The sequence below is a fragment of the Ensifer sp. ZNC0028 genome (genome assembly GCF_000799055.1).
Classification (GTDB): Bacteria; Pseudomonadota; Alphaproteobacteria; order Rhizobiales; family Rhizobiaceae; genus Ensifer.
In genome coordinates, this window is sequence record NZ_JTLA01000169.1 from 1 (window position 1) to 21,840 (window position 21,840).

Consider the following 21,840-nt stretch of genomic DNA (forward strand, 5'->3'; position numbering starts at 1 on the left):
CTTGCACCACGGCGGTCATCCTGCCTTCCCTTGCCTCATCACTTCGTTGCGATCAGCTTGTTGATCGCAGCCTCGACGGTCAGCGTCTCGCGCTCGCCGGTCTTGCGATCCTTGAGCTCGATTTCACCATTGGCAATCGAGCGCGGTCCGACGATCACCTGAACCGGCACGCCGATCAGATCGGCCGTTGCGAACTTGGCACCAGCGCGGTCGTCGCGATCGTCGAGAAGCACGTCGAATCCGGCATTTCCGAGTTTCGAGTAGAGCGTCTCGCAGGCGCCGTCGCAAGCGGCGTCGCCTGCTTTCATGTTGATGATCACGGCATCGAACGGCGCGATCGACTTCGGCCAGATGATGCCGTTGTCGTCATGCGAAGCTTCGATGATCGCCGGCACCAGACGGGTCGGGCCGATGCCGTAGGAGCCCATGTGCACAGCGTGCTCCTTGCCGTCGGGGCCGAGCACCTTGGCGCCCATGGCTTCGGAGTACTTGGTGCCGAAATAGAAGATGTGACCGACTTCGATGCCGCGGGCCGACAGACGGTCGCCTTCGGCCACAGCGTTGAAGGCCGCCTCGTCGTGCATTTCCGACGTGGCCGCATAACGCGAGGTCCACTTGTCGAAGATCGTCTTCAGGCCGGCGACGTCATCGAAATTCGTGTCTTCGCCCGGAATGTCGAAGCCGAGGAAGTCCTTATGGCAGAACACTTCGGACTCGCCGGTGTCGGCGAGAATGATGAATTCGTGGCTGAGGTTGCCGCCGATCGGGCCGGTATCGGCACGCATCGGAATTGCGCGAAGGCCCATGCGCGCGAAGGTGCGAAGGTAAGCGGCAAACATGCGATTATAGGCGTGCTCGGCCCCTTCCCGATCGAGATCGAAGGAATAGGCATCCTTCATCAGGAATTCGCGCGAGCGCATGGTGCCGAAGCGCGGACGGATCTCGTCACGGAACTTCAGCTGGATATGATAGAGGTTGAGCGGCAGGTCGCGGTAGGACTTCACGTAGGAACGGAAGACGTCCGTGATCATTTCCTCGTTCGTCGGACCGTAAAGCATCGGCCGGTCCTGGCGGTCCTTGATGCGCAGCATCTCCTTGCCATAGGCGTCGTAGCGCCCGCTCTCCTGCCACAGCTCGGCAGACTGGAGGGTCGGCATCAGAAGCTCGATCGCGCCGGAGCGGTTCTGCTCTTCGCGGATGACCGCATTGACCTTGTCGAGAACCCGCTTGCCGAGTGGCAGCCAGGTATAGATGCCCGAGGATTGCTGCCGGACCATGCCCGTGCGGAGCATGAGACGGTGGGAAACGATTTCCGCTTCCTTAGGATTTTCCTTGAGGATGGGCATGAAAAAGCGGGACAGGCGCATGACGGGTTCCAGAACTTGATGAACGTCGCACTATCGGCGGATTCGGGCGAAATGACGTTGAGCGAGATGCCGGCTTCACCTTTTGATTGATAAAGGCGACCGCTGCTTCTCGGGTCGGACTCTCCATTTTCCATCACCGGCGCAGCCGGCAGGAACCTTTACGAGCCTTGCGTTCATAGCTGCTTCGCAGGCGGAAGAAAACCCTGCTCTCCGTTGTCACGGGCAGAGAAAGCATCCACGGATTTTCAGGGGGAATGCGACGCCGATCCTGCGTCAAAAGAGCACGCTAGTAACAAGATTACGACAGTAATTGTCAACGGGAATATTTTACCCGACTGTAGCAAAAATGCAAAAAAACAGGATGACAGAGCCCAATGTTTGGGCTAGTTTCGGCTCACAAAACAGGCATGAAGACTAAATTCTTGCCGACTTTCGCGGTCAAGTCTTGGGAGGATAAGATCTTAGGCGCGCTTCGTCGCTGCCGCCGGAAACGGATTAAAGATCACGCGAAACTTGAAAAACAAGGCTTTTAGCCTTGTTTTTTTTTGCTTTTCAGCAAGCAGCATCCCCGCGAAGCACCTTGCAAAATTGAACTATGTCAATTTCACGGCGGTCAATCCTACAATTGCCCGGGTCTTGTGCGCAGGCATGCGCGAAGGCGCCGTCAAGGCATGGATGTGCCCATCAGATTGCAGAGAATTTGTCGCAACGAGAACGATCGCCCTCGGGTGGCGGCGACGATGAACTTATCAATAGAATTTTGGGTAGAAACGCGGAATGGAATCGATGCCGTAGCCCAGCCTGACGGACAGGATATACCAGGCGAGTTGAATGACGGCCGCAATTATGGTCGTCAGAAGCACGACCCGCTTGGCATTGAACTTCGCCGGCGCGCTCTCGACACTGCCCGGAACGACGCTGTTTTCTTCCGCCTGGGTGCGAACGCCCAAGGGCAGCACGGCAAAGAGCGTAATCCACCAGATGATGAAGTAGATGGCAAAGGTCGAAAAAAGCGGCATTTCAAGCTCCCGGTGAAGGCGATCGGCAAGACGACGGGCAACCCCGTATTCGCCGCGACTTCCGCGACATTCCGTCCGCCTTATAGCGCCGCCGGCCCGATCGCACAAACCGTCATCGCGCGATCAACTGTCACACCTCTTCGAGTTCGATCAGCGTACCCTGAAAATCCTTGGGATGCAGGAAGAGCACCGGCTTGCCGTGCGCGCCGATCTTCGGCTCGCCATCCCCCAGCACCCGTGCTCCGGCGGCGCGCAACGCGTCGCGCGCCGACAGGATGTTCTCCACCTCGTAGCAGATGTGATGCATCCCACCCGACGGGTTCTTCGCCAGGAAAGCAGCGATCGGCGAGCCCTCGCCGAGCGGCTCAAGCAGCTCGACCTTGGTGTTGGCAAGCGTGACGAACACGACGGTGACGCCGTGTTCTGGCAAAGCCTGCGGCTCGGTGACGGAGGCGCCGAGCGTCGAGCGATAGCTTTCGGCGGCGGCGTGAAGATCCGGCACGGCGATGGCGATGTGGTTCACTCTTCCAAGCATGGCGATCTCCCGCTTTGACGTCCGGCCTCGCTTACAAGGTTGCGCGCGACGGGCCAATCAGACTTTGGTGACAAACACCGTGACGATCGGCTTCTTGCCCCAGATCTGGTTGGCGGTGCTGCGTACGGCGCGGCGGACCGCCTCCTGCAGCATCGCCAGATCCTTGCGCTTGGCCCGCGGGATGCTCTCGACGGCGCCGAGAATGGCGTCGTAGAGCGTGTCCTCCATGTCCTCACCCTCGTCGTCGAACTCCGGCAAGCCGATCGCGACGATATCCGGGTCGCCCAGGAAATCGTAGCGGCTGTCGAGAACGACGTTGACGGCGACATGGCCGGCGAACGAGAGCTTCCGGCGTTCGCCGATGCCCATCTCCTCGAAGTCGCCGATGAGGCTGCCATCCTTGTAGATGCGGCCGTGGGGCGCTTCGTCAATTACTTCGGCGGGACCTGGCGCAAGACGCAGCATTTCGCCGTTCCGAAGACGCGGAACGCTGGCGATGCCGGACTGGCGACCCAGCTCGCCGTGCGCCGTCAGATGCGCCGCCTCGCCATGAACAGGCACAAGGATCTGCGGCCGCAGCCACTGGTACATCTGCTGCAGCTCGGTGCGACGCGGGTGGCCGGACACGTGTACCAGCGCTTCGCTGTCGGTGATGATGTGGATGCCCTGTTCGACGAGGCCGTTCTTGATGTCGTTGATCGCCTTTTCGTTGCCCGGGATCGTGCGTGAGGAAAATACGACCGTGTCGCCAGCCGAGAAGGCGACATTGCGCATCTCGTCGCGGGCGATCTTGGCGAGGGCTGCCCGCGGCTCGCCCTGGCTGCCGGTGAGGATCACCACGACCTTGTCGCGCGGCACGTAGCCGAACTCGTCTTCGGCGAGGAAGGGCTTGATGCCTTCCATCAGCCCAAGGTCCGTAGCGACGGCGACGACCCGCTTCATCGAACTGCCGAGCAGGAGCACATCCCTGCCCGCCTCTTCGGCCGCTTCAGCGATCGAGCGGATGCGTCCGACATTCGAGGAGAACGTCGTGATCGCCACCCGGCCCTCGGCGCTGGCAATGATCTTCGTCAGGCTTTCGGAAACCTCCTGCTCCGACGGCGAAACGCCGTCGCGCATCGCGTTGGTGGAATCGCAGACGAGCGCAAGCACACCTTCATCGCCGATCTGGCGGAAACGTGCCTCGTCGGTCAGCGGTCCAAGCGACGGGTGCAGATCGATCTTCCAGTCGCCGGTATGAACCACGGTGCCCGCCGGCGTGCGGATGATCAGCGACATCGGTTCAGGGATCGAATGGTTGACGCCGACGGCCTCGATCTCGAAGGGGCCGACATTGATACGGTCGCCCTGCTTGAAGATGGTGACGGGGATTTCGCCCCGGCTCTTCTCGAAATCGCGCTTGGCTTCCAGCATGCCCGCCGTGAACGGCGAGGCGTAGACCGGAACGTTCAGCCCCGGCCACAGGTCGTTCAGGCCGCCATAGTGGTCTTCGTGGGCATGCGTGATGATGATGCCCTTGAGATTGCGACGTTCCTCGGCAAGAAAGCCGATATCGGGGAGAACGAGGTCGACGCCCGGAAGGTCGGGCCCCGGAAACGTCACACCGCAATCGACCATGATCCACTGGCGGCTTCCCGGCCGCCCGTAGCCATAAAGGCCGAGGTTCATGCCGATTTCACCGACGCCGCCGAGCGGCAAGAACACCAGTTCTTCTTCCTGCGCCATATCGTGATGCGCCCCTGTTTTCAAATTTATCCGAAAAATACGTCGCCGGCGGCAATCGCCTGCGTCATGCCGTTGCCGGTGTCGAGCACCAGCCGTCCGGCCTCATCAATACCGGCAAAGCGCCCCGAAAGCGACCGGTCCGGAAGGTTCACGGTTATCGTTTCACCAATGCCGCGGGCTGCTGCCCGCCATTGTTCGATCGTCGCGGCGATACCGACGCCCCGATCCCAAACCTGCAGGGTCTCCGCCATCGTCAGGAACAGGCGCGCAAACAGTTCGTCGGGCGAAACCGACGCACCTTCGTTGGCCAGGGACGTCACGGGATAGAGCCCTTCGTCCGGCTGGACAGCGATGTTGATGCCGCAACCAATGACCAGCGCCCGGCGCCCATCTGGGAGGCTTTCGCCTTCAAGCAGGATACCGCAGGTCTTCTTGCCGTCGATCAGGATGTCGTTCGGCCACTTGATTTCGACGGGCGCCGAACCCGGCGGCATTACCTGGCGGATTGCCCTGTGAACGGCGACGGCAACGGCGAGCGGTAGCGAATGCAGCTGCTCGACCGGAGCCGGCTCGATGAGGAGAAGCGAAGCGTAGAGATTGCCCGGTTCGGAGAACCATGCCCGGCCGCGACGTCCGCGCCCGCCGGTCTGCCTGATGGCCGTGACCCAGAGATTGCCCGGGTCACCCTGGCGCGCACGCGCCAGGCATTCGCTGTTGGTCGACCCGACCGCATCGAGAGCGACGTGCCGGAAATCGTCGAGCGAGATCCGGCCGCCGCTTTCAAAGGCGATCAAAAGAAGGTCCGCGCCGCGACTTCAGCGGCGTTTCCGAGCGGGCCGCCGATCAGGACGTATCCGAGAACGAACAGGCCCGAGAGACCGAAGACCAGCCGCAGTTCGCCGGCGGTGCGGGCGAACTCGCCCTTGGCATCGTCGAACCACATCACCTTGATGACGCGCAGGTAGTAGTAGGCGCCGACGACCGATGCGAGAACGCCGATGATGGCGAGTGCATAGAGCTGAGCTTCGATGGCCGCCATGAAGACGAAGTACTTCCCGAAGAAGCCTGCCATCGGCGGGATGCCGGCGAGCGAGAACATCAGGACGGTCAGCACGGTCGCCATGAAGGGGTTGGTCTGCGACAGACCGGCGAGATCGTCGACGTTCTCGACGTTTTCTCCTTCCTTGCGGCGCATCGCCAGAATGCAGGCGAAGGTGCCGAGCGTCATGACCATGTAGATGAGCATGTAGAGCAGCACGCCGCGAACACCGGCCATGGAGCCGGCGGCAAGGCCAACCAGCGCGTAGCCCATGTGGCCGATCGAGGAATAGGCCATCAGGCGCTTGATGTTCTTCTGGCCGATCGCCGCGAACGCGCCGAGCAGCATCGATGCGATCGAGATGAAGACGATGATCTGCTGCCAGTCGGCAACCACCGGCTCGAAGGCGTTGATGACGATGCGAACGAGGATCGCCATGGCGGCGACCTTCGGTGCCGCCGCGAAGAAGGCGGTGACCGGCGTCGGCGCGCCTTCGTAAACGTCCGGCGTCCACATGTGGAACGGCACGGCCGAAATCTTGAAGGCAAGGCCGGCGAGCACGAAGACGAGACCGAAGATCAGGCCGAGCGAGCGGCCTTCAGCCGTCAGCGCAGCCGCGATCTCGGTAAAGCCGGTGTGGCCGGTGAAGCCGTAGATCAGCGACATGCCGTAGAGCAGCATGCCCGAAGAAAGCGCACCAAGGACGAAGTACTTCAGGCCGGCTTCCGTCGAGCGCACGCTATCGCGGTTGATGGCGGCGACGACATAGAGGGCTAGCGACTGCAGTTCCAACGACAGGTAGAGCGACATCAGGTCGTTGGCCGAGATCATCAGGAGCATGCCGAGCGTTGCCAGCACCAGGAGCACCGGAAACTCGAAACGGTCGATCTGGGCGGAGCGCGCATGGCCGACCGTCATCACCAGGGCGGTGATGGAGCCGATCAGGGCAAGAACCTTCATGAACTTGGCGAAAGGATCCGACAGGAAGGCGCCGCCATAGGCTTCGCCTTCACCGGTCTTCAGAACGAGCCAGAGGCCGGCGATGATCAGAACGGCAACCGCAAGACCGGTGACCGTCGACGCCGACTTCTCGCCGGAAAACACGCCAATCATCAGCAAGGCCATCGCGCCGACCGCGAGGATCAGCTCGGGGATCGAGAGTTGCAGGCTTGCAAGGAGGGTTTCAGCAGTCATGTCCAATCACGTCCTGTGGTCATTGCACCGAAAGCGCAACGTTTTGCGCTGCCTGCAGGGCTGCGGAGTAGTTGTTGACGAGCAGATCCACGGAGGCCGCGGTCGCATCGAAGATCGGTGCCGGGTAGACGCCGAAGAAGATCGTCAGGATCACCAGCGGATAAAGGATGGCCTTTTCGCGCGGCGACAGGTCGAGCAACGCCTTCAGGCTTTCCTTTTCCAAGGCACCGAACACGACCCGGCGATAGAGCCAGAGCGCGTAAGCCGCCGACAGGATCACGCCGGAGGTGGCAAAGAGCGCAACCCAGGTGTTGGCACGGAAGGCGCCAACCAGGGTCAGCACTTCACCCACGAAGCTGGACGTGCCCGGCAGGCCGACGTTCGCCATGGTGAACACCATGAAGGCGACGGCATATTTCGGCATGTTGTTGACGAGGCCGCCATAGGCGGAGATTTCGCGGGTGTGCAGACGATCGTAGACAACGCCGACGCAAAGGAAGAGCGCGCCCGAGACGATGCCGTGCGACAGCATCTGGAAGATCGCACCCTGAACGCCCTGAACGTTGGCAGCAAAGATACCCATTGTCACGTAGCCCATGTGTGCCACCGACGAATAGGCGATCAGCTTCTTGATGTCGGTCTGCATCAGCGCCACCAGCGAGGTGTAGATGATGGCGACGACCGAGAGCGTGAAGACGAACGGCTGGAAGTACTCGGATGCCAACGGGAACATCGGCAGCGAGAAGCGCAGGAAGCCGTAACCACCGAGCTTCAGGAGCACGCCGGCCAGGATGACCGAGCCCGCGGTCGGTGCCTGAACGTGCGCGTCGGGAAGCCAGGTGTGGACCGGCCACATGGGCATCTTCACCGCAAAGGATGCGAAGAAGGCGAGCCAAAGCCAGGTCTGCATCTGGCGCGGGAAGTTATAGGCGAGCAACTGCGTGATGTCGGTCGTACCGGCCTGCCAGTACATCGCCATGATCGCAAGCAGCATCAGCACCGAGCCGAGCAGCGTATAGAGGAAGAACTTGTAGCTGGCGTAGACGCGGTCCTTGCCGCCCCAGACACCGATGATGAGGAACATCGGAATGAGGCCGGCTTCGAAGAACACGTAGAACAGCACGATATCGAGCGACACGAAGACGCCGATCATGAACGTTTCCAGGACCAGGAACGCGATCATGTATTCCTTGAGCCGCTTCTCGATCGACAGCCAGCTTGCGAGCACGCAGAACGGCATGAGGAAGGCCGAGAGCACGACGAACAGCATCGAGATGCCGTCGATACCCAGATGATAGGAAATGCCGGTGCCGAGCCACTCATGCTTTTCGATCATCTGGAAGCCGGGGTTCGAGGCATCGAACTGGTACCAGATGTAGACCGACACCGCGAAGGTGAAGATCGTCGTCAGCAGCGAAACGTTCAGGATATTCCGGCGGCCGTAGGCGCTGTCTTCCCTGACAAGCAAGAGAAGCAGAACGCCGACGAGCGGCATGAAGGTGACCGCGGAAAGTACGGGCCAATCGGTCATCAGAAGGAACTCCTGAACATCATCCAAGTAACAAGCGCTGCAATGCCGATGAGCATCGCGAACGCGTAGTGATAGAGGTAACCAGTCTGCAGGCGGACAACGCGGTCAGTGACGTTGAGCACGCGAGCAGCAATGCCGTTCGGGCCGTAGCCATCGATCACGCGACCGTCGCCTTCCTTCCACAGGAAGGTGCCGAGCCACTTGGCCGAGCGCACGAACAGGAAGTCGTAGAGCTCGTCGAAGTACCACTTGTTCAAGAGGAACTGGTAGAGGCCGCGATGCTGTTCTGCCAGATACTTCGGCAGTTCGGGCCGGCGGATATACATGTACCAGGCGGTGAAGAGGCCGAGCGCCATGGCGCAGAACGGGCTCCACTTAACCCACTTCGGAACATCGTGGTAGGTCTCGAGGATTTCGTTCTCAGCCGATGTGAACAGCGCGCCCTTCCAGAACTCGGCATAGTGATGGCCGAAGAAGTAGTCGTGGAAGAGGAAGCCGGCGACGAGCGCGCCAACACCAAGAATGTAGAGCGGCACCAGCATGACCTGCGGCGATTCGTGGACGTGATGCATGACATCCGAGGAAGCGCGCGGCTTGCCGTGGAACGTCATGAAGGCCAGACGCCAGGAGTAGAAGCTGGTGAAGAGCGCAGCGACGACCAGCAGCGCGAAGGCAAAGCCGGAAACCGAGCTATGCGCGGCATAGGCGGATTCGATGATCGCGTCCTTCGAGAAGAAGCCCGCGGTACCGATGATCGTGCCGGGGATGCCGACGCCGGTCAGTGCGATCGTGCCGATGAACATCATCCAGTAGGTAACCGGAATGTGCTTCCTGAGGCCACCCATGTAACGCATGTCCTGCTCGCCATCGACGGCGTGGATGACCGAACCGGCACCCAAGAACAGGAGAGCCTTGAAGAAGGCGTGTGTGAACAGGTGGAAGATGGCCGCGCCATAGGCGCCGACGCCGAGCGCCACGAACATGTATCCGAGCTGCGAGCAGGTCGAATAGGCGATGACGCGCTTGATGTCGTTCTGGACGAGGCCGACGGTCGCCGCGAAGAAGGCGGTGATCGCACCGATGATGGTGACGACGGTCAGCGCATCCGGCGACAATTCGAAGATAGGCGACATGCGGGCGACGAGGAAGACGCCGGCCGTGACCATGGTTGCGGCATGGATAAGAGCCGAAACCGGGGTCGGGCCTTCCATGGCGTCCGGAAGCCAGGTGTGCAGCAGGAACTGCGCCGACTTGCCCATCGCGCCCATGAAGAGCAGGAGCGCTGCTGCGGTGACCGCATCAGCCTTGTCGAGGTGCATGCCAAACAGCGTGATAACCGCCTCGCCTGCTCCAGCGCCTTCGGCCGGCAGATAGGTCTTGGCAGCCGCAAAGATCGTCTCGAAGTTGACCGAGCCGAACAGCACGAACACGAGGAAGATACCGAGCGCGAAGCCGAAGTCGCCGACACGGTTGACGATGAAGGCCTTCATCGCAGCGGCGTTCGCCGACGGCTTCTTGTACCAGAAACCGATGAGCAGGTAGGACGCCAGACCCACCCCTTCCCAGCCGAAGAACATCTGCACCAGGTTGTCCGACGTGATGAGCATCAACATCGCGAAGGTGAAGAGCGACAGATAGGCGAAGAAGCGCGGACGATGCGGATCGTGGTGCATGTAGCCGATCGAATAGACATGCACGAGCGTCGACACCGTGTTGACGACCACGAACATGACCGATGTCAGCGTATCGACGCGGAACGCCCATTCGACATCGAAGCTGCCGGACTGGATCCAGCGCAGCACCGAAACCTTGATCATTTCCTGGTGGCCCATGGCCACGTCAAAGAAGACGTACCAGGAGAACGCAGCAGCGATGATCATCAGACCGCTGGTGACATATTCCGAAGCCTTGGCGCCGATCGAATTACCGAAGAGGCCGGCAATCAGAAAGCCGATCAAAGGCAGGAAGACGATAGCCTTGATGATGGTATCCATAGCCCAATCAGCCCTTCATCATGTTGACGTCTTCAACAGCGATCGAGCCGCGGTTGCGGTAGAAGACGACGAGAATTGCAAGTCCGATGGCCGCTTCCGCAGCCGCGACGGTCAGGATGAACAGGGCAAAGACCTGGCCAGTGATATCGTTCAGGAACGCCGAGAAGGCGACCATGTTGATATTGACCGCGAGAAGAATGAGTTCGACCGACATCAGGATGACGATGACGTTCTTCCGGTTCAGGAAGATGCCGAAGACGCCCAGCGTGAACAGGATGGCGCTGACGGTGAGATAGTGGGAAATTCCGATTTCCATTTTTTTGTTCCTCGATCTCGCGTCCGACTTAGATGCCCTGGCCGGGCTTGACCGAGACCACTTCGACGGCGGTCTCGGGCGTGCGGGCAACCTGCTGCGGGATGTTCTGGCGCTTGACGTTGTCGCGGTGGCGCAGGGTCAGCACGATCGCGCCGATCATTGCGACGAGCAGGACCAGGCCGGCGATCTGGAAGAAGTAGACGTAGTGGGTATAGAGCACGTCGCCGAGCGCTGCCGTGTTCGTGCGGTCGGCGACCGCCGGGATCGGCATCGAAATCGACTTGGCGATCTCCGGCGAGAACGTCGCACCGCCAACCACGATGATGAGCTCGGCTGCAAGGATCAGACCGATCAGCGCGCCGACCGGCGCGTATTCGAGCACGCCGGCCCGCAGTTCCGCGAAGTCGATGTCGAGCATCATGACCACGAACAGGAACAGCACCGCGACCGCGCCGACATAAACGACCAGCAGGATCATCGCGAGGAATTCGGCGCCGGTCAGCAGGAACAGACCTGCCGAGTTAAAGAAGGTCAGGATCAGGAACAGAACCGAATAAACCGGGTTCCTGGCCGCAATGACCATGAATGCCGACGCCACCGCGATGAAGGCAAAGAGATAGAAAAAAAGAACCTGCAGACCCATGATCGGTGCCTTCTTCGTCTTGCACGGTGTGAGGCGCTTCTGGCCCCACTCCACAGGCAAAGCCGGACACGCGTCCGGCCGTTGCCCAAACCTATGTCACATGCACCGCCCTCCCCGGGGCGGTACTACGCTCTGGCCTCAGCGATAGGGCGAGTCCATTGCGATGTTGCGTGCGATTTCCCGTTCCCAACGGTCGCCGTTGGCGAGGAGCTTGTCCTTGTCGTAGTACAGCTCTTCGCGCGTCTCGGTGGCGAACTCGAAGTTCGGGCCCTCGACGATGGCATCGACCGGACAGGCTTCCTGGCAGAAACCGCAATAGATGCACTTCACCATGTCGATGTCGTAGCGAACCGTACGGCGGGTGCCGTCGTTGCGGCGCGGGCCGGCTTCGATGGTGATGGCCTGTGCAGGACAGATCGCCTCGCACAGCTTGCAGGCGATGCAGCGTTCTTCACCGTTCGGATAACGGCGCAGCGCATGCTCGCCGCGGAAACGCGGGCTGACCGGTCCCTTTTCGAAGGGGTAGTTCAACGTCGCCTTCGGCTTGAAGAAATAGCGCATCGACAGAAAGAACGCGCCGACGAATTCCTTCAGGAACAGCGAGCTGACGGCTTGCGAAAGACCGGCCATCATTTACCTCCAGAGTTGCCGGCCTGCGAGCGGCCGGCGGTATGCTGCCAAACGTGAGCCATCGTCATGCGGCTCCCGTCAGCTTGAGAACGAACGCAGTGATCACGACCATTGCGAGAGAGATCGGCAGGAAGACCTTCCAGCCAAGACGCATCAGCTGGTCGTAACGGTAACGCGGCACGAAAGCCTTCACCATCGCGAACATGAAGAACACGAAGGATGCCTTCAGCACGAACCAGATGATGCCGGGAACCCAGTTGAGGAACCAGACGTCGACCGGGGGAAGCCAGCCGCCGAGGAACAGGATCGTCGTCAGCGCGCACATCAGGCAGATGGCGGCGTATTCGCCGAGCATGAACATCATGTAAGGCGTGGAGCCGTACTCGACCATGAAGCCGGCGACGAGTTCGGATTCCGCTTCCGGAAGGTCGAAGGGCGGGCGGTTCGTTTCGGCCAGCGCCGAAATGAAGAAGACGATGAACATCGGGAACAGCGCCAGCCAATGCCAGTCGAGGAACGACGCCGGCAGGCCGAGGTTCGTGCCGATGCCGCTCGACTGCGCGTTGACGATGTCCGTCAGGTTCAGCGAGCCTACGCAGAGCAGAACGGTAACGATGACGAAGCCGATCGAGACTTCGTAGGAAACCATCTGTGCCGCGGAGCGAAGCGCGCCGAGGAAGGGATATTTGGAGTTCGACGCCCAACCGCCCATGATGATGCCATAAACTTCAAGCGAAGATATGGCGAACACGAAGAGGATACCGACGTTGATGTTCGCGATCACCCAGCCGGCGTTGAGCGGGATCACCGCCCAGGCGGCGAGCGCCAGCGTCACGGAGACGAGCGGGGCGAGCAGGAAGATCGCCTTGTTGGCGCCGGCGGGAATCACCGGCTCCTTGAAGACGAACTTCAAAAGGTCGGCGAAGGACTGGAAAAGTCCCCACGGGCCTACCACATTCGGACCACGGCGGAGCTGAACTGCAGCCCAGATCTTACGGTCGGCGAGCAGGATGTAGGCGATGAAAAGCAGCAGCGCGACCAGGAGCAGCAGCGACTGGGCGACCATGATGATCGCGGGCCAGACATAGGTCGAAACGAAAGCGTCCATGATACTCTATTCCCTCGCGCTCATTCCGCCGCAGCTTTGAAATTGTTGCGTGCCAAAGCCGAGCATTCGGCCATGACGGCGGATGCGCGCGCTATCGGGTTCGTCAAATAGAAGTCTTTGACCGGAGACGCAAACACGGATTTGCCCATCTCACCGGCTTTTTGACCAAGTGCGGCAATTTCGTCGCCGTTGCCGGTCGCGATTGCGTCGATATCGGCGAAATGCGGGTGGGCCGCATAGAGCTTCGAGCGCAATTCGCCAAGCGAATCAAAGGGCAGCTTCTTGCCGAGCACGTCGGAAAGCGCGCGGATGATCGCCCAATCCTCGCGGGCATCGCCCGGTGCGAAGCCGGCGCGGTTGCCGACCTGAACGCGGCCTTCGGTGTTGACCCAGGTACCGGACTTTTCGGTGTAGGTCGCGCCTGGCAGGATGACGTCGGCTGCATGTGCGCCGTTGTCGCCGTGCGAGCCGATATAGACGGTGAAGCCGGACTTGCGTTCCGCAAGGTCGATCTCGTCGGCGCCGAGCAGGAAGAGAACGTCGGAGGCGGTGACCATCTCGGCCGCCGTCTTGCCGTTCGCGCCCGGAACGAAGCCGAGGTCGAGACCACCGACGCGGGAAGCGGCCGTGTGAAGAACGGCAAAGCCGTTCCACTCGGCGGTGACCGCACCGACGGCGCCCGCGAGCTTGGCGGCGGCGGAAAGAACGGCAGCGCCGCCCTCCCCTGCAACAGCACCCTGGCCGATGAGGATCATCGGGCGCTGCGCCTTCTTCAAGGTCGCTGCAAACTTGCCCTTGCCCGAGACGAGCTCGGCCAGCGTTTCGGTGCCGGCGCCGAGATATTCGTATTCATAGCGCAGTTCACCCGGCTCGCCGATCACGGCGATCGGGAAGTTGCCCATGCGGTAGCGCTTGCGGATGCGGGCGTTGAGAACAGACGCCTCGAAGCGCGGGTTGGAGCCGATAACCAGAAGCGCGTCAGCGCTTTCGATGCCAGCGATCGTCGGGTTGAAGAGGTAGCTGGCGCGGCCGAGCGACGGGTCGAGTGCGGCACCATCCTGGCGGCAGTCAACGCTTTCGGAGCCGAGGGCTGCAATAAGCTGCTTCAGCGCGTACATTTCTTCGACCGAAGCGAGGTCGCCGGCAATGGCGCCGATCTTGTCGCCGGAGGTCTGGGCAACGGCCGCCTTGACCGCCTGGAAGGCTTCGCCCCAAGTCGCCGGCTGCAGACGGCCGTCCTTCTTGACGTACGGACGATCGAGACGCTGTGTCTTCAGGCCATCCCAGATGAAGCGGCTCTTGTCGGAGATCCACTCTTCGTTGATGTCCTCGTTGACGCGCGGCATGATGCGCATGACTTCGCGGCCGCGGGTGTCGACGCGGATCGCCGAGCCGAGCGCGTCCATCACGTCGATGGATTCGGTCTTGTTCAACTCCCACGGACGGGCGGTGAAGGCAAACGGCTTCGAGGTCAGCGCGCCGACCGGGCAGAGGTCAACGACGTTGCCCTGCAGCTCGGAGGTCATCGCCTGCTCGAGATAGGTGGTGATTTCGGCGTCTTCGCCACGGCCGATCAGGCCAAGCTCGGCAATGCCGGCAACTTCTGTCGTGAAGCGAACGCAGCGCGTGCAATGAATGCAGCGGTTCATCACGGTCTTGACGAGCGGGCCGATATACTTGTCTTCGACCGCGCGCTTGTTTTCCTGGTAGCGCGAGCTGTCGATACCGAAGGCCATGGCCTGGTCCTGCAGGTCGCATTCGCCGCCCTGATCACAGATCGGGCAGTCGAGCGGATGGTTGATCAGCAGGAATTCCATCACGCCTTCGCGCGCCTTCTTGACCATCGGCGTGGTCGTGAAGACTTCCGGGGCTTCACCGTTCGGGCCCGGACGGAGGTCGCGCACGCCCATGGCGCAAGAGGCGGCGGGCTTGGGCGGCCCTCCCTTCACCTCGATCAGACACATGCGGCAGTTGCCGGCGACCGAAAGCCGCTCGTGGAAACAGAAGCGCGGAACTTCAGCCCCGGCCTCTTCGCACGCCTGAAGCAGCGTGAAATGATCCGGTACCTCGATCTCTTTTCCGTCGACTTTCAGCTTTGCCATCTTCGTACTCAATCCTGTCTTCCGTCCGTCGGCCCATCGGCGACGGACAATTCCAACACAGCCTTGCTGCTTGCGGGCGATGGCCGTCTCCGGTCCCCCACCCCTATTGTCTCAAGCGCCTTTCAGCGCCTTGGCCTGTCCAACCCAATCGTCCCGCTTGATCCGCCCGCCGAAACCGAGTTCGTCGTCGAAGCGGGCGACGTCCGCCTCGCTCCAACCGGCAATGTCGGCAAAGCCGCTGATCCCTTTAGCGTTCAGCACCTGCTCGAGCTTCGGGCCGATGCCGGAGATCCGCTTGAGGTCGTCGGTGGCTTTCGCCTTGGTGCGCGTCGCGCGAACCTTGACCACCTTTTGAGCGGCACCCTTCTCGATCACCGGCTTTGCGGCTGCGCGCTTGGCAAGCGCGGGCGGCTTGGCGACCGGTTTCGGCTTTGCTTCGGCCTGCATCGTCTTTGCGACGACTGCAGGCGCCGCGTCAGACGCCGCGGGCTCTACCCGCTTCTGCGCTGCCTCGACGGCCCCTTGCATCGCGCCGATCATGGCGCCTGCAATCTGGGTCGTGAGACCGAAGCCGATCGCGGTCGCTGCCGCAACTGCGGCTGCCGGATGGACCATCAGCGGATGCAGCGGCACCTGGGAAAGGCCCTTCATCCATTCGCCCATGCCGAACGGATCGGCCGGATCGCCGCCAAGCGGACGCGCGAACGGAATGCCTGCTTCGGCCTGTCCCTTCATCTGTCCCTCCCCGCGTGCGCCGGCCATCGTGCCTTACTCCGCCGCTTCCAGAACCGCACCATGCGACGAGGCATTGCGGGTGTATTCGTCGATGCGCGCTTCCATCTCCGGACGGAAATGCTTGATCAGGCCCTGGATCGGCCAGGCGGCTGCGTCGCCAAGCGCGCAGATCGTGTGGCCTTCCACCTGCTTGGTGACGTCGAAGAGCATGTCGATTTCGCGCTTCTGGGCGCGACCCTGAACCATGCGTTCCATGACGCGCATCATCCAGCCGGTGCCTTCACGGCACGGCGTGCACTGGCCGCAGCTCTCGTGCTTGTAGAAAGCCGAAAGACGCCAGATCGCCTTGATGATGTCCGTCGACCTGTCCATCACGATGACGGCAGCGGTTCCGAGGCTGGAACCGACTTCGCGCAGACCGTCGAAATCCATGATCGCGTCCTTCATCTGCGCGCCGGGCACGCAAGGAACGGACGAACCGCCGGGGATGACAGCGAGCAGGTTGTCCCAGCCGCCGCGAATGCCCCCACAGTGCTTTTCGATCAGCTCATGGAACGGGATCGACATCGCGTCTTCGACCGTGCACGGACGGTTGACGTGGCCGGAGACCGAATAGAGCTTGGTGCCGTGGTTGTTCGGACGGCCGAAGCTCGTGTACCAGCCGGCGCCGCGGCGCAGGATCGTCGGAGTAACCGCGATCGACTCGACGTTGTTGACGGTCGTCGGGCAGCCGTAGAGGCCCATGTTTGCCGGGAATGGCGGCTTCAGGCGCGGCTGGCCCTTCTTGCCTTCGAGGCTTTCGAGCAGCGCGGTTTCTTCGCCACAGATATAGGCGCCGGCACCATGGTGCACATAGATGTCGATGTCATAGCCGAGCTTGTTGTTCTTGCCGAGCAGGCCGTAGGCGTAGCACTCGTCGATCGCCGCCTGCAGCGCCTCGCGCTCGCGGACGAATTCGCCGCGCACGTAGATGTAGGCGACATGCGCACCCATCGCGAAGGAAGCAATGACGCAGCCTTCGATCAGCGTGTGCGGGTCGTGACGCATGATGTCACGGTCCTTGCAGGTGCCGGGCTCGGACTCGTCGGCGTTGACGACGAGGTAGTGCGGACGGCCGTCGCTTTCCTTCGGCATGAAGGACCACTTGAGGCCCGTCGGGAAGCCGGCGCCGCCACGGCCGCGAAGGCCGGAGGCCTTCACTTCGTTGACGATCCAGTCACGGCCCTTTTCGAGCAGCTGCTTGGTGCCGTCCCAGTGGCCGCGCGCCATGGCGCCCTTCAGGGACTTGTCCTTGAGGCCGTAGATGTTGGTAAAGATGCGGTCTTCATCTCTGAGCATAATTCACCTCTTTACCGCGGCTTCTTGCCGAAGACCTTGATGTATTCGGCTTCGCCGCCCTTGGCGAGCGCCTTGGCCTGCTTGACCCAGTCGTCGCGTTCGATGCGGCCCTTGAAATTCAGGTATCCGTCAACCCACTCGCGCTCCGCCTTCTTCCACGAAGCAACTTGCGCGTAGGTGTAGATGCCCAGTTCGTTGAGCGTACCTTCGATCTTCGGACCGACGCCCGAGATCAGCTTGAGGTCGTCGACAGCTGCCGGCTTCTCGATGCCGGCCGGACGGTTCTTGTCCTCCAGCGACGGCTTGCCGGAAACGGCGGCCTTCACCGGCGTCGACTTGTCGACGGTGTCGCCTTCGACCTTGGCGTTGGCAGCGGCCTCGCCCTTTGCCGTCGCCGGCGTCTTCAGCGAAGCATTGGTCTCGCTCGCAGCGGTCTTGACACGGCCGGCGTTCGACGGCGGAACCGAAACGGCCGGAGCATCGCTTGCCTTCTTGGCAGCGGCGGGCGCAGCCTTGGCCGAAGCAGAGCCTGCCGCCATCAGCGTGGTCGGGCCACCCACAGGTGCGGAATAGATGCGATCGATCTGCGGACCGGGGGTAACTTCAGCACCCTTGCCTGCCTCAAACCGGTCGATGATCTGCTCGAGTTGCTCGGGCGTCAGGTCTTCGAAGGTGTCCTTGAAGATCATGACCATCGGTGCGTTGACGCAGGCGCCCTGACATTCGACTTCTTCCCAGGAGAGCGTGCCGCTCTCGTTCAGGGTGAAGGGATCATGGGCAATCTTGCTCTTGCAAACCTTGATCAGGTCTTCAGCGCCACGCAGCATGCAGGGCGTCGTGCCGCAAACCTGAACGTGGGCGCGCGTGCCGACCGGCTTCAACTGGAACTGGGTGTAGAAGGTCGCAACTTCGAGCGCGCGGATATACGGCATGCCGAGCATGTCCGCGATCGACTCGATGGCAGCCTTCGTAACCCAACCGTCCTGGTCCTGGGCGCGCATCAACAACGGGATGACGGCAGACTGCTCACGGCCCTTGGGGTATTTGTTGATCGTTTCCTTCGCCCAGGCGGCGTTCTCCTTGCTGAAGGCAAAGCTCGCTGGCTGGACGGTGTCTTCGGCTAGTCGACGAACGGACATTCTAGTGGACACCTTATCAGTTAATCGAACCGCACCGCGATTTCGTCACCGAGACGAATTCGCAGGCATAGGCTGACTGGTCTTTCTGCAAAAATACGATGTAGCGCGTGCCATTGGCGACCGCGGCCTTGATCTCGTAGCCCTTGGCCACAAGATCGGCCATCGAGCCCCCGCGCATGCCGCCCGACGTCGCGCCGCTATCGACCTGCTCCTGTGCGGAAGCGGTCGATGCGAGTGCGAGAAGAGCGAGCGTGGCCAGGGGCGCGAGACGCATCAGCGGTCCACCTCACCGAACACGATATCGAGGGAGCCCAGCACGGCCGAAACGTCGGCAAGCTGGTGTCCCCGACAGAGGAAATCCATCGCCTGGAGATGCGCATAACCCGGGGCGCGGATCTTGCAGCGATAGGGCTTGTTGGTGCCGTCGGAGACGAGATAGACGCCGAATTCGCCCTTCGGCGCTTCGACGGCGGCGTAAACGTCGCCGGCCGGCACGTGGTAGCCTTCGGTGTAGAGCTTGAAGTGGTGGATGAGCGCTTCCATCGAACGCTTCATCTCGCCGCGCTTCGGCGGAACGATCTTGCCGTCGAGCGACGAAACCGGGCCGACCTTGGCGTCGCCGAGCAGGCGATCGACGCACTGGCGCATGATGCGCGCCGACTGGCGCATTTCGATCATGCGGATCAGGTAGCGGTCGAAGCAGTCGCCGTTCTTGCCGATCGGGATATCGAACTCCATGTCCGAATAGCATTCGTAGGGCTGCGAACGGCGCAGGTCCCAGGCAGCGCCCGAGCCACGCACCATCACGCCCGAGAAACCCCAGGCCCAGGCATCGTCGAGCTTGACGACGCCGATGTCGACGTTGCGCTGCTTGAAGATGCGGTTGCCGGTCAAGAGTTCGTCGATATCGTCGACGGTCTTCAGGAACGGATCGATCCACTTGCCGATGTCTTCGACGAGTTCGTGCGGCAGGTCCTGGTGGACGCCGCCCGGACGGAAATAGGCCGAGTGCATGCGCGCGCCGCAGGCACGCTCATAAAACACCATGAGCTTTTCGCGCTCTTCGAAGCCCCAGAGCGGCGGCGTCAGTGCACCGACGTCCATCGCCTGCGTCGTGACGTTCAGAAGATGCGACAGGATACGGCCGATTTCCGAATAGAGAACGCGGATGAGCTGGCCGCGGATCGGAACTTCCGTGCCCGTCAGCTTCTCAACAGCCAGAGCGAAAGCGTGCTCCTGGTTCATCGGCGCCACATAATCGAGGCGGTCGAAATAGGGCACGGCCTGCAGATAGGTCTTGGTCTCGATCAGCTTCTCGGTGCCGCGATGCAGCAGGCCGATATGCGGATCGACGCGCTCGACGATTTCGCCATCAAGCTCGAGCACCAGACGAAGAACGCCGTGGGCCGCCGGATGCTGCGGGCCAAAGTTGATGTTGAAGTTGCGGACGTTATGTTCGGTCATACCGATTGCTCCAGGCCGGACGGCAGCCGTTCACCGGCTACCGCGGACCATTTAGTCTCACCGTGCTTTCGCCTTCTCGTCGCCGGGCAGCACGTAGTCCGTGCCTTCCCAGGGAGAGAGGAAGTCGAAGTTGCGGAATTCCTGCTTCAGTTCGACGGGTTCGTAGACGACGCGCTTTGCTTCGTCGTCGTAACGCACTTCGACAAAACCGGTGACCGGGAAGTCCTTGCGCAGCGGGTGTCCTTCGAAACCGTAGTCCGTCAGGATGCGACGCAGGTCAGGGTGGCCGGTAAACAGGATGCCGTACATGTCGTAGGCTTCGCGCTCGAACCAGTCGGCACCGGGATAGACCGGCGTGGCCGACGGAACCGGCTCGTTCTCGCCGGTTGCGACCTTGATGCGCACGCGCAGGTTCTGGCGCGGCGACAAGAGATGATAGACAACGTCGAAACGGTCCGGCCGCTGCGGCCAGTCGACGCCGCAGACATCGACGAAATTGACGAAGGCGCACTGCACATCGTCACGAAGGAACGTCAGCAGCGCGATCAGGTTCGCCGATGTCGTCGTCAGCGTCAGCTCGCCATAGGCCAGCGATGCGTCGGAGATCAGCGCGCCGCGCGTTTCGCGCAGGTAGGACGCAAGCTCATTCAGGGCTTCACTCATATCAAAGACCCCCTGCCCTTAGCGCTCGATCGTGCCGGTCCGGCGGATCTTCTTCTGCAGCAGGAGCACGCCGTAAAGCAGCGCTTCTGCCGTGGGAGGACAGCCTGGCACGTAGATGTCGACGGGAACGACGCGGTCGCAGCCGCGAACAACCGAATAGGAATAGTGGTAGTAGCCGCCGCCATTGGCGCACGAGCCCATCGAGATGACGTAACGCGGCTCCGGCATCTGGTCATAGACCTTGCGGAGCGCGGGCGCCATCTTGTTGGTCAGCGTGCCGGCGACGATCATGACGTCGGACTGGCGCGGCGAGGCGCGCGGCGCAAAGCCGAAACGCTCTGCGTCGTAACGCGGCATCGACATCTGCATCATCTCGACCGCACAGCAGGCGAGACCGAAGGTCATCCACATCAGCGAACCGGTACGGGCCCAGTTGATGAGCTCGTCAGTCGAGGTGACCAGAAAACCCTTGTCGGCGAGCTCATTGTTGATCTCGCCGAAGAATGCGTCATTGCTGCCAATCGGCTTGCCGGTGGAAGGATCGATGATCCCTTTCGGCTTGGGCGCAACGAGCGTGGTGCCGGAGGTCAGTTCCATTCCAGCGCTCCCTTCTTCCATTCATAGATAAAGCCGATCGTCAGCACACCGAGGAAGACCATCATCGACCAGAACCCGAACCAGCCGAGCTCATGGAACGACACCGCCCAGGGGAAGAGGAAGGCGACTTCAAGGTCGAAGATGATGAATAGGATCGACACGAGGTAGAAGCGGATGTCGAACTTCATGCGGGCGTCGTCGAACGCATTGAAGCCGCACTCGTAGGCCGACAGCTTTTCCGAATCAGGAGCCTTGAAGGCGACGGCGAAGGGAGCAATCAGAAGCGCCACACCGATCACCAATGCGATTCCAATGAAAATCGCGATCGGAACGTAGGAACCGAGAAGTTCAGTCATTGTTATCCGTCCCTGCCTGCGGGAGGGCGCATGGGAGAGCGCCAGAACAACAAATCTCGCAGGCCGAAAAATATGTTGCAACGCCGGAGTGGTTAGCGCAGCCCGCGCCGTCGCGCAAGCCTTGAGGGGCCATTTAAACCGCTTCGCACCACAGGATCAGACGGGTGATACCGACAAAGCGCGGATTTGCGGGCCGACGCGAACTTTACGGTAAAACAAAGCGAGACGAGACAGATTGCCGCAGCGCACAATCCGGCCCTAAGGCCGACGCGATTTGCAATAAAGGAGGAGAGAAGAAATGGCGCGAGTGACGGGGCTCGAACCCGCGACCTCCGGCGTGACAGG

Annotated in this window: 21 protein-coding genes; all 21 read right to left on the reverse strand. The window is 61.5% G+C overall.

Going from position 1 to position 21,840, the window contains the following annotated elements:
- Positions 1-38: 38 nt before the first annotated feature.
- Positions 39-1,367 (reverse strand): proline--tRNA ligase, encoded by a 1,329-nt coding sequence (gene proS, locus L981_RS31245; protein ID WP_043626125.1) that lies wholly within the window; start codon positions 1,365-1,367, stop codon positions 39-41.
- A 749-nt stretch (positions 1,368-2,116) separates the two neighbouring features.
- Positions 2,117-2,386: a DUF1467 family protein gene (locus tag L981_RS31250; protein ID WP_043626126.1), complete on the reverse strand. Its 270-nt coding sequence runs from the start codon at positions 2,384-2,386 to the stop codon at positions 2,117-2,119.
- A 130-nt stretch (positions 2,387-2,516) separates the two neighbouring features.
- Positions 2,517-2,921 carry a methylmalonyl-CoA epimerase gene (gene mce, locus L981_RS31255; protein WP_043626127.1) on the reverse strand — a complete coding sequence of 135 codons (405 nt, stop codon included), beginning with the start codon at positions 2,919-2,921 and terminating at the stop codon, positions 2,517-2,519.
- Positions 2,922-2,978: 57 nt separating this feature from the next.
- The gene (locus L981_RS31260) at positions 2,979-4,646 is read right to left on the reverse strand and encodes a ribonuclease J (protein WP_043626129.1); all 1,668 of its coding nucleotides are present in this window, start codon (positions 4,644-4,646) and stop codon (positions 2,979-2,981) included.
- A 26-nt stretch (positions 4,647-4,672) separates the two neighbouring features.
- Positions 4,673-5,437 carry a biotin--[acetyl-CoA-carboxylase] ligase gene (locus L981_RS31265; protein WP_043626163.1) on the reverse strand — a complete coding sequence of 255 codons (765 nt, stop codon included), beginning with the start codon at positions 5,435-5,437 and terminating at the stop codon, positions 4,673-4,675.
- Positions 5,437-6,879 carry an NADH-quinone oxidoreductase subunit NuoN gene (gene nuoN, locus L981_RS31270; RefSeq protein ID WP_043626131.1) on the reverse strand — a complete coding sequence of 481 codons (1,443 nt, stop codon included), beginning with the start codon at positions 6,877-6,879 and terminating at the stop codon, positions 5,437-5,439. The genes L981_RS31265 and nuoN overlap by 1 nt, the downstream gene beginning before the upstream one ends.
- A gap of 19 nt (positions 6,880-6,898) precedes the next feature.
- The gene (locus L981_RS31275; RefSeq protein ID WP_043626133.1) at positions 6,899-8,410 is read right to left on the reverse strand and encodes an NADH-quinone oxidoreductase subunit M; all 1,512 of its coding nucleotides are present in this window, start codon (positions 8,408-8,410) and stop codon (positions 6,899-6,901) included.
- A complete protein-coding gene (gene nuoL / locus L981_RS31280) occupies positions 8,410-10,404 on the reverse strand; it encodes an NADH-quinone oxidoreductase subunit L (protein ID WP_043626136.1) in 1,995 nt (664 codons plus the stop codon). The genes L981_RS31275 and nuoL overlap by 1 nt, the downstream gene beginning before the upstream one ends.
- Positions 10,405-10,411: 7 nt before the next feature.
- Positions 10,412-10,720 (reverse strand): NADH-quinone oxidoreductase subunit NuoK, encoded by a 309-nt coding sequence (gene nuoK / locus L981_RS31285; protein ID WP_034803568.1) that lies wholly within the window; start codon positions 10,718-10,720, stop codon positions 10,412-10,414.
- A gap of 28 nt (positions 10,721-10,748) precedes the next feature.
- Positions 10,749-11,363, reverse strand: coding sequence for an NADH-quinone oxidoreductase subunit J (locus L981_RS31290; RefSeq protein ID WP_043626138.1), 615 nt, complete (start codon positions 11,361-11,363; stop codon positions 10,749-10,751).
- A gap of 138 nt (positions 11,364-11,501) precedes the next feature.
- Positions 11,502-11,993, reverse strand: coding sequence for an NADH-quinone oxidoreductase subunit NuoI (gene nuoI / locus L981_RS31295; RefSeq protein WP_025426590.1), 492 nt, complete (start codon positions 11,991-11,993; stop codon positions 11,502-11,504).
- Between the two features lie 64 nt (positions 11,994-12,057).
- A complete protein-coding gene (gene nuoH, locus L981_RS31300; RefSeq protein WP_034803570.1) occupies positions 12,058-13,101 on the reverse strand; it encodes an NADH-quinone oxidoreductase subunit NuoH in 1,044 nt (347 codons plus the stop codon).
- 20 nt (positions 13,102-13,121) lie between these two features.
- Positions 13,122-15,203 carry an NADH-quinone oxidoreductase subunit NuoG gene (gene nuoG, locus L981_RS31305; protein WP_043626144.1) on the reverse strand — a complete coding sequence of 694 codons (2,082 nt, stop codon included), beginning with the start codon at positions 15,201-15,203 and terminating at the stop codon, positions 13,122-13,124.
- A gap of 111 nt (positions 15,204-15,314) precedes the next feature.
- A complete protein-coding gene (locus tag L981_RS31310; protein ID WP_043626146.1) occupies positions 15,315-15,965 on the reverse strand; it encodes an NADH:ubiquinone oxidoreductase in 651 nt (216 codons plus the stop codon).
- A 6-nt stretch (positions 15,966-15,971) separates the two neighbouring features.
- Positions 15,972-17,276 (reverse strand): NADH-quinone oxidoreductase subunit NuoF, encoded by a 1,305-nt coding sequence (gene nuoF, locus L981_RS31315; RefSeq protein ID WP_043626148.1) that lies wholly within the window; start codon positions 17,274-17,276, stop codon positions 15,972-15,974.
- Positions 17,277-17,287: 11 nt separating this feature from the next.
- Positions 17,288-18,415, reverse strand: a complete 1,128-nt coding sequence (locus L981_RS31320) for an NADH-quinone oxidoreductase subunit E (protein WP_043626150.1) — start codon at positions 18,413-18,415, stop codon at positions 17,288-17,290.
- A gap of 16 nt (positions 18,416-18,431) precedes the next feature.
- Positions 18,432-18,689, reverse strand: coding sequence for a hypothetical protein (locus tag L981_RS31325; protein WP_043626153.1), 258 nt, complete (start codon positions 18,687-18,689; stop codon positions 18,432-18,434).
- Entirely contained in the window at positions 18,689-19,879 is a 1,191-nt protein-coding gene (locus L981_RS31330; protein ID WP_043626155.1) for an NADH-quinone oxidoreductase subunit D, read from the reverse strand. Before L981_RS31330 ends, L981_RS31325 begins: the two co-directional genes overlap by 1 nt.
- A gap of 57 nt (positions 19,880-19,936) precedes the next feature.
- Positions 19,937-20,542 carry an NADH-quinone oxidoreductase subunit C gene (locus tag L981_RS31335; RefSeq protein ID WP_043626158.1) on the reverse strand — a complete coding sequence of 202 codons (606 nt, stop codon included), beginning with the start codon at positions 20,540-20,542 and terminating at the stop codon, positions 19,937-19,939.
- 18 nt (positions 20,543-20,560) lie between these two features.
- Complete coding sequence (locus L981_RS31340; RefSeq protein WP_034803591.1) at positions 20,561-21,139, reverse strand: NADH-quinone oxidoreductase subunit B family protein; 579 nt, start codon at positions 21,137-21,139, stop codon at positions 20,561-20,563.
- Complete coding sequence (locus L981_RS31345; protein ID WP_034803593.1) at positions 21,130-21,495, reverse strand: NADH-quinone oxidoreductase subunit A; 366 nt, start codon at positions 21,493-21,495, stop codon at positions 21,130-21,132. The genes L981_RS31340 and L981_RS31345 overlap by 10 nt, the downstream gene beginning before the upstream one ends.
- Between the last annotated feature and the right edge of the window lie 345 nt (positions 21,496-21,840).

Coding starts and splice junctions, on each gene's coding strand:
- L981_RS31335 (WP_043626158.1), bottom strand. CDS start 20,542: ATGAGTGAAGCCCTGAATGAGCTTGCGTCCTACCTGCGCGAAACGCGC.
- L981_RS31330 (WP_043626155.1), bottom strand. CDS start 19,879: ATGACCGAACATAACGTCCGCAACTTCAACATCAACTTTGGCCCGCAG.
- L981_RS31310 (WP_043626146.1), bottom strand. CDS start 15,965: ATGGCCGGCGCACGCGGGGAGGGACAGATGAAGGGACAGGCCGAAGCA.
- L981_RS31345 (WP_034803593.1), bottom strand. CDS start 21,495: ATGACTGAACTTCTCGGTTCCTACGTTCCGATCGCGATTTTCATTGGA.
- nuoK (WP_034803568.1), bottom strand. CDS start 10,720: ATGGAAATCGGAATTTCCCACTATCTCACCGTCAGCGCCATCCTGTTC.
- L981_RS31290 (WP_043626138.1), bottom strand. CDS start 11,363: ATGGGTCTGCAGGTTCTTTTTTTCTATCTCTTTGCCTTCATCGCGGTG.
- L981_RS31260 (WP_043626129.1), bottom strand. CDS start 4,646: ATGGCGCAGGAAGAAGAACTGGTGTTCTTGCCGCTCGGCGGCGTCGGT.
- nuoL (WP_043626136.1), bottom strand. CDS start 10,404: ATGGATACCATCATCAAGGCTATCGTCTTCCTGCCTTTGATCGGCTTT.
- nuoF (WP_043626148.1), bottom strand. CDS start 17,276: ATGCTCAGAGATGAAGACCGCATCTTTACCAACATCTACGGCCTCAAG.
- L981_RS31275 (WP_043626133.1), bottom strand. CDS start 8,410: ATGACCGATTGGCCCGTACTTTCCGCGGTCACCTTCATGCCGCTCGTC.
- nuoN (WP_043626131.1), bottom strand. CDS start 6,879: ATGACTGCTGAAACCCTCCTTGCAAGCCTGCAACTCTCGATCCCCGAG.
- L981_RS31250 (WP_043626126.1), bottom strand. CDS start 2,386: ATGCCGCTTTTTTCGACCTTTGCCATCTACTTCATCATCTGGTGGATT.
- L981_RS31320 (WP_043626150.1), bottom strand. CDS start 18,415: ATGTCCGTTCGTCGACTAGCCGAAGACACCGTCCAGCCAGCGAGCTTT.
- nuoG (WP_043626144.1), bottom strand. CDS start 15,203: ATGGCAAAGCTGAAAGTCGACGGAAAAGAGATCGAGGTACCGGATCAT.
- nuoI (WP_025426590.1), bottom strand. CDS start 11,993: ATGGCCGGTCTTTCGCAAGCCGTCAGCTCGCTGTTCCTGAAGGAATTC.
- L981_RS31340 (WP_034803591.1), bottom strand. CDS start 21,139: ATGGAACTGACCTCCGGCACCACGCTCGTTGCGCCCAAGCCGAAAGGG.
- mce (WP_043626127.1), bottom strand. CDS start 2,921: ATGCTTGGAAGAGTGAACCACATCGCCATCGCCGTGCCGGATCTTCAC.
- nuoH (WP_034803570.1), bottom strand. CDS start 13,101: ATGGACGCTTTCGTTTCGACCTATGTCTGGCCCGCGATCATCATGGTC.
- L981_RS31325 (WP_043626153.1), bottom strand. CDS start 18,689: ATGCGTCTCGCGCCCCTGGCCACGCTCGCTCTTCTCGCACTCGCATCG.
- proS (WP_043626125.1), bottom strand. CDS start 1,367: ATGCGCCTGTCCCGCTTTTTCATGCCCATCCTCAAGGAAAATCCTAAG.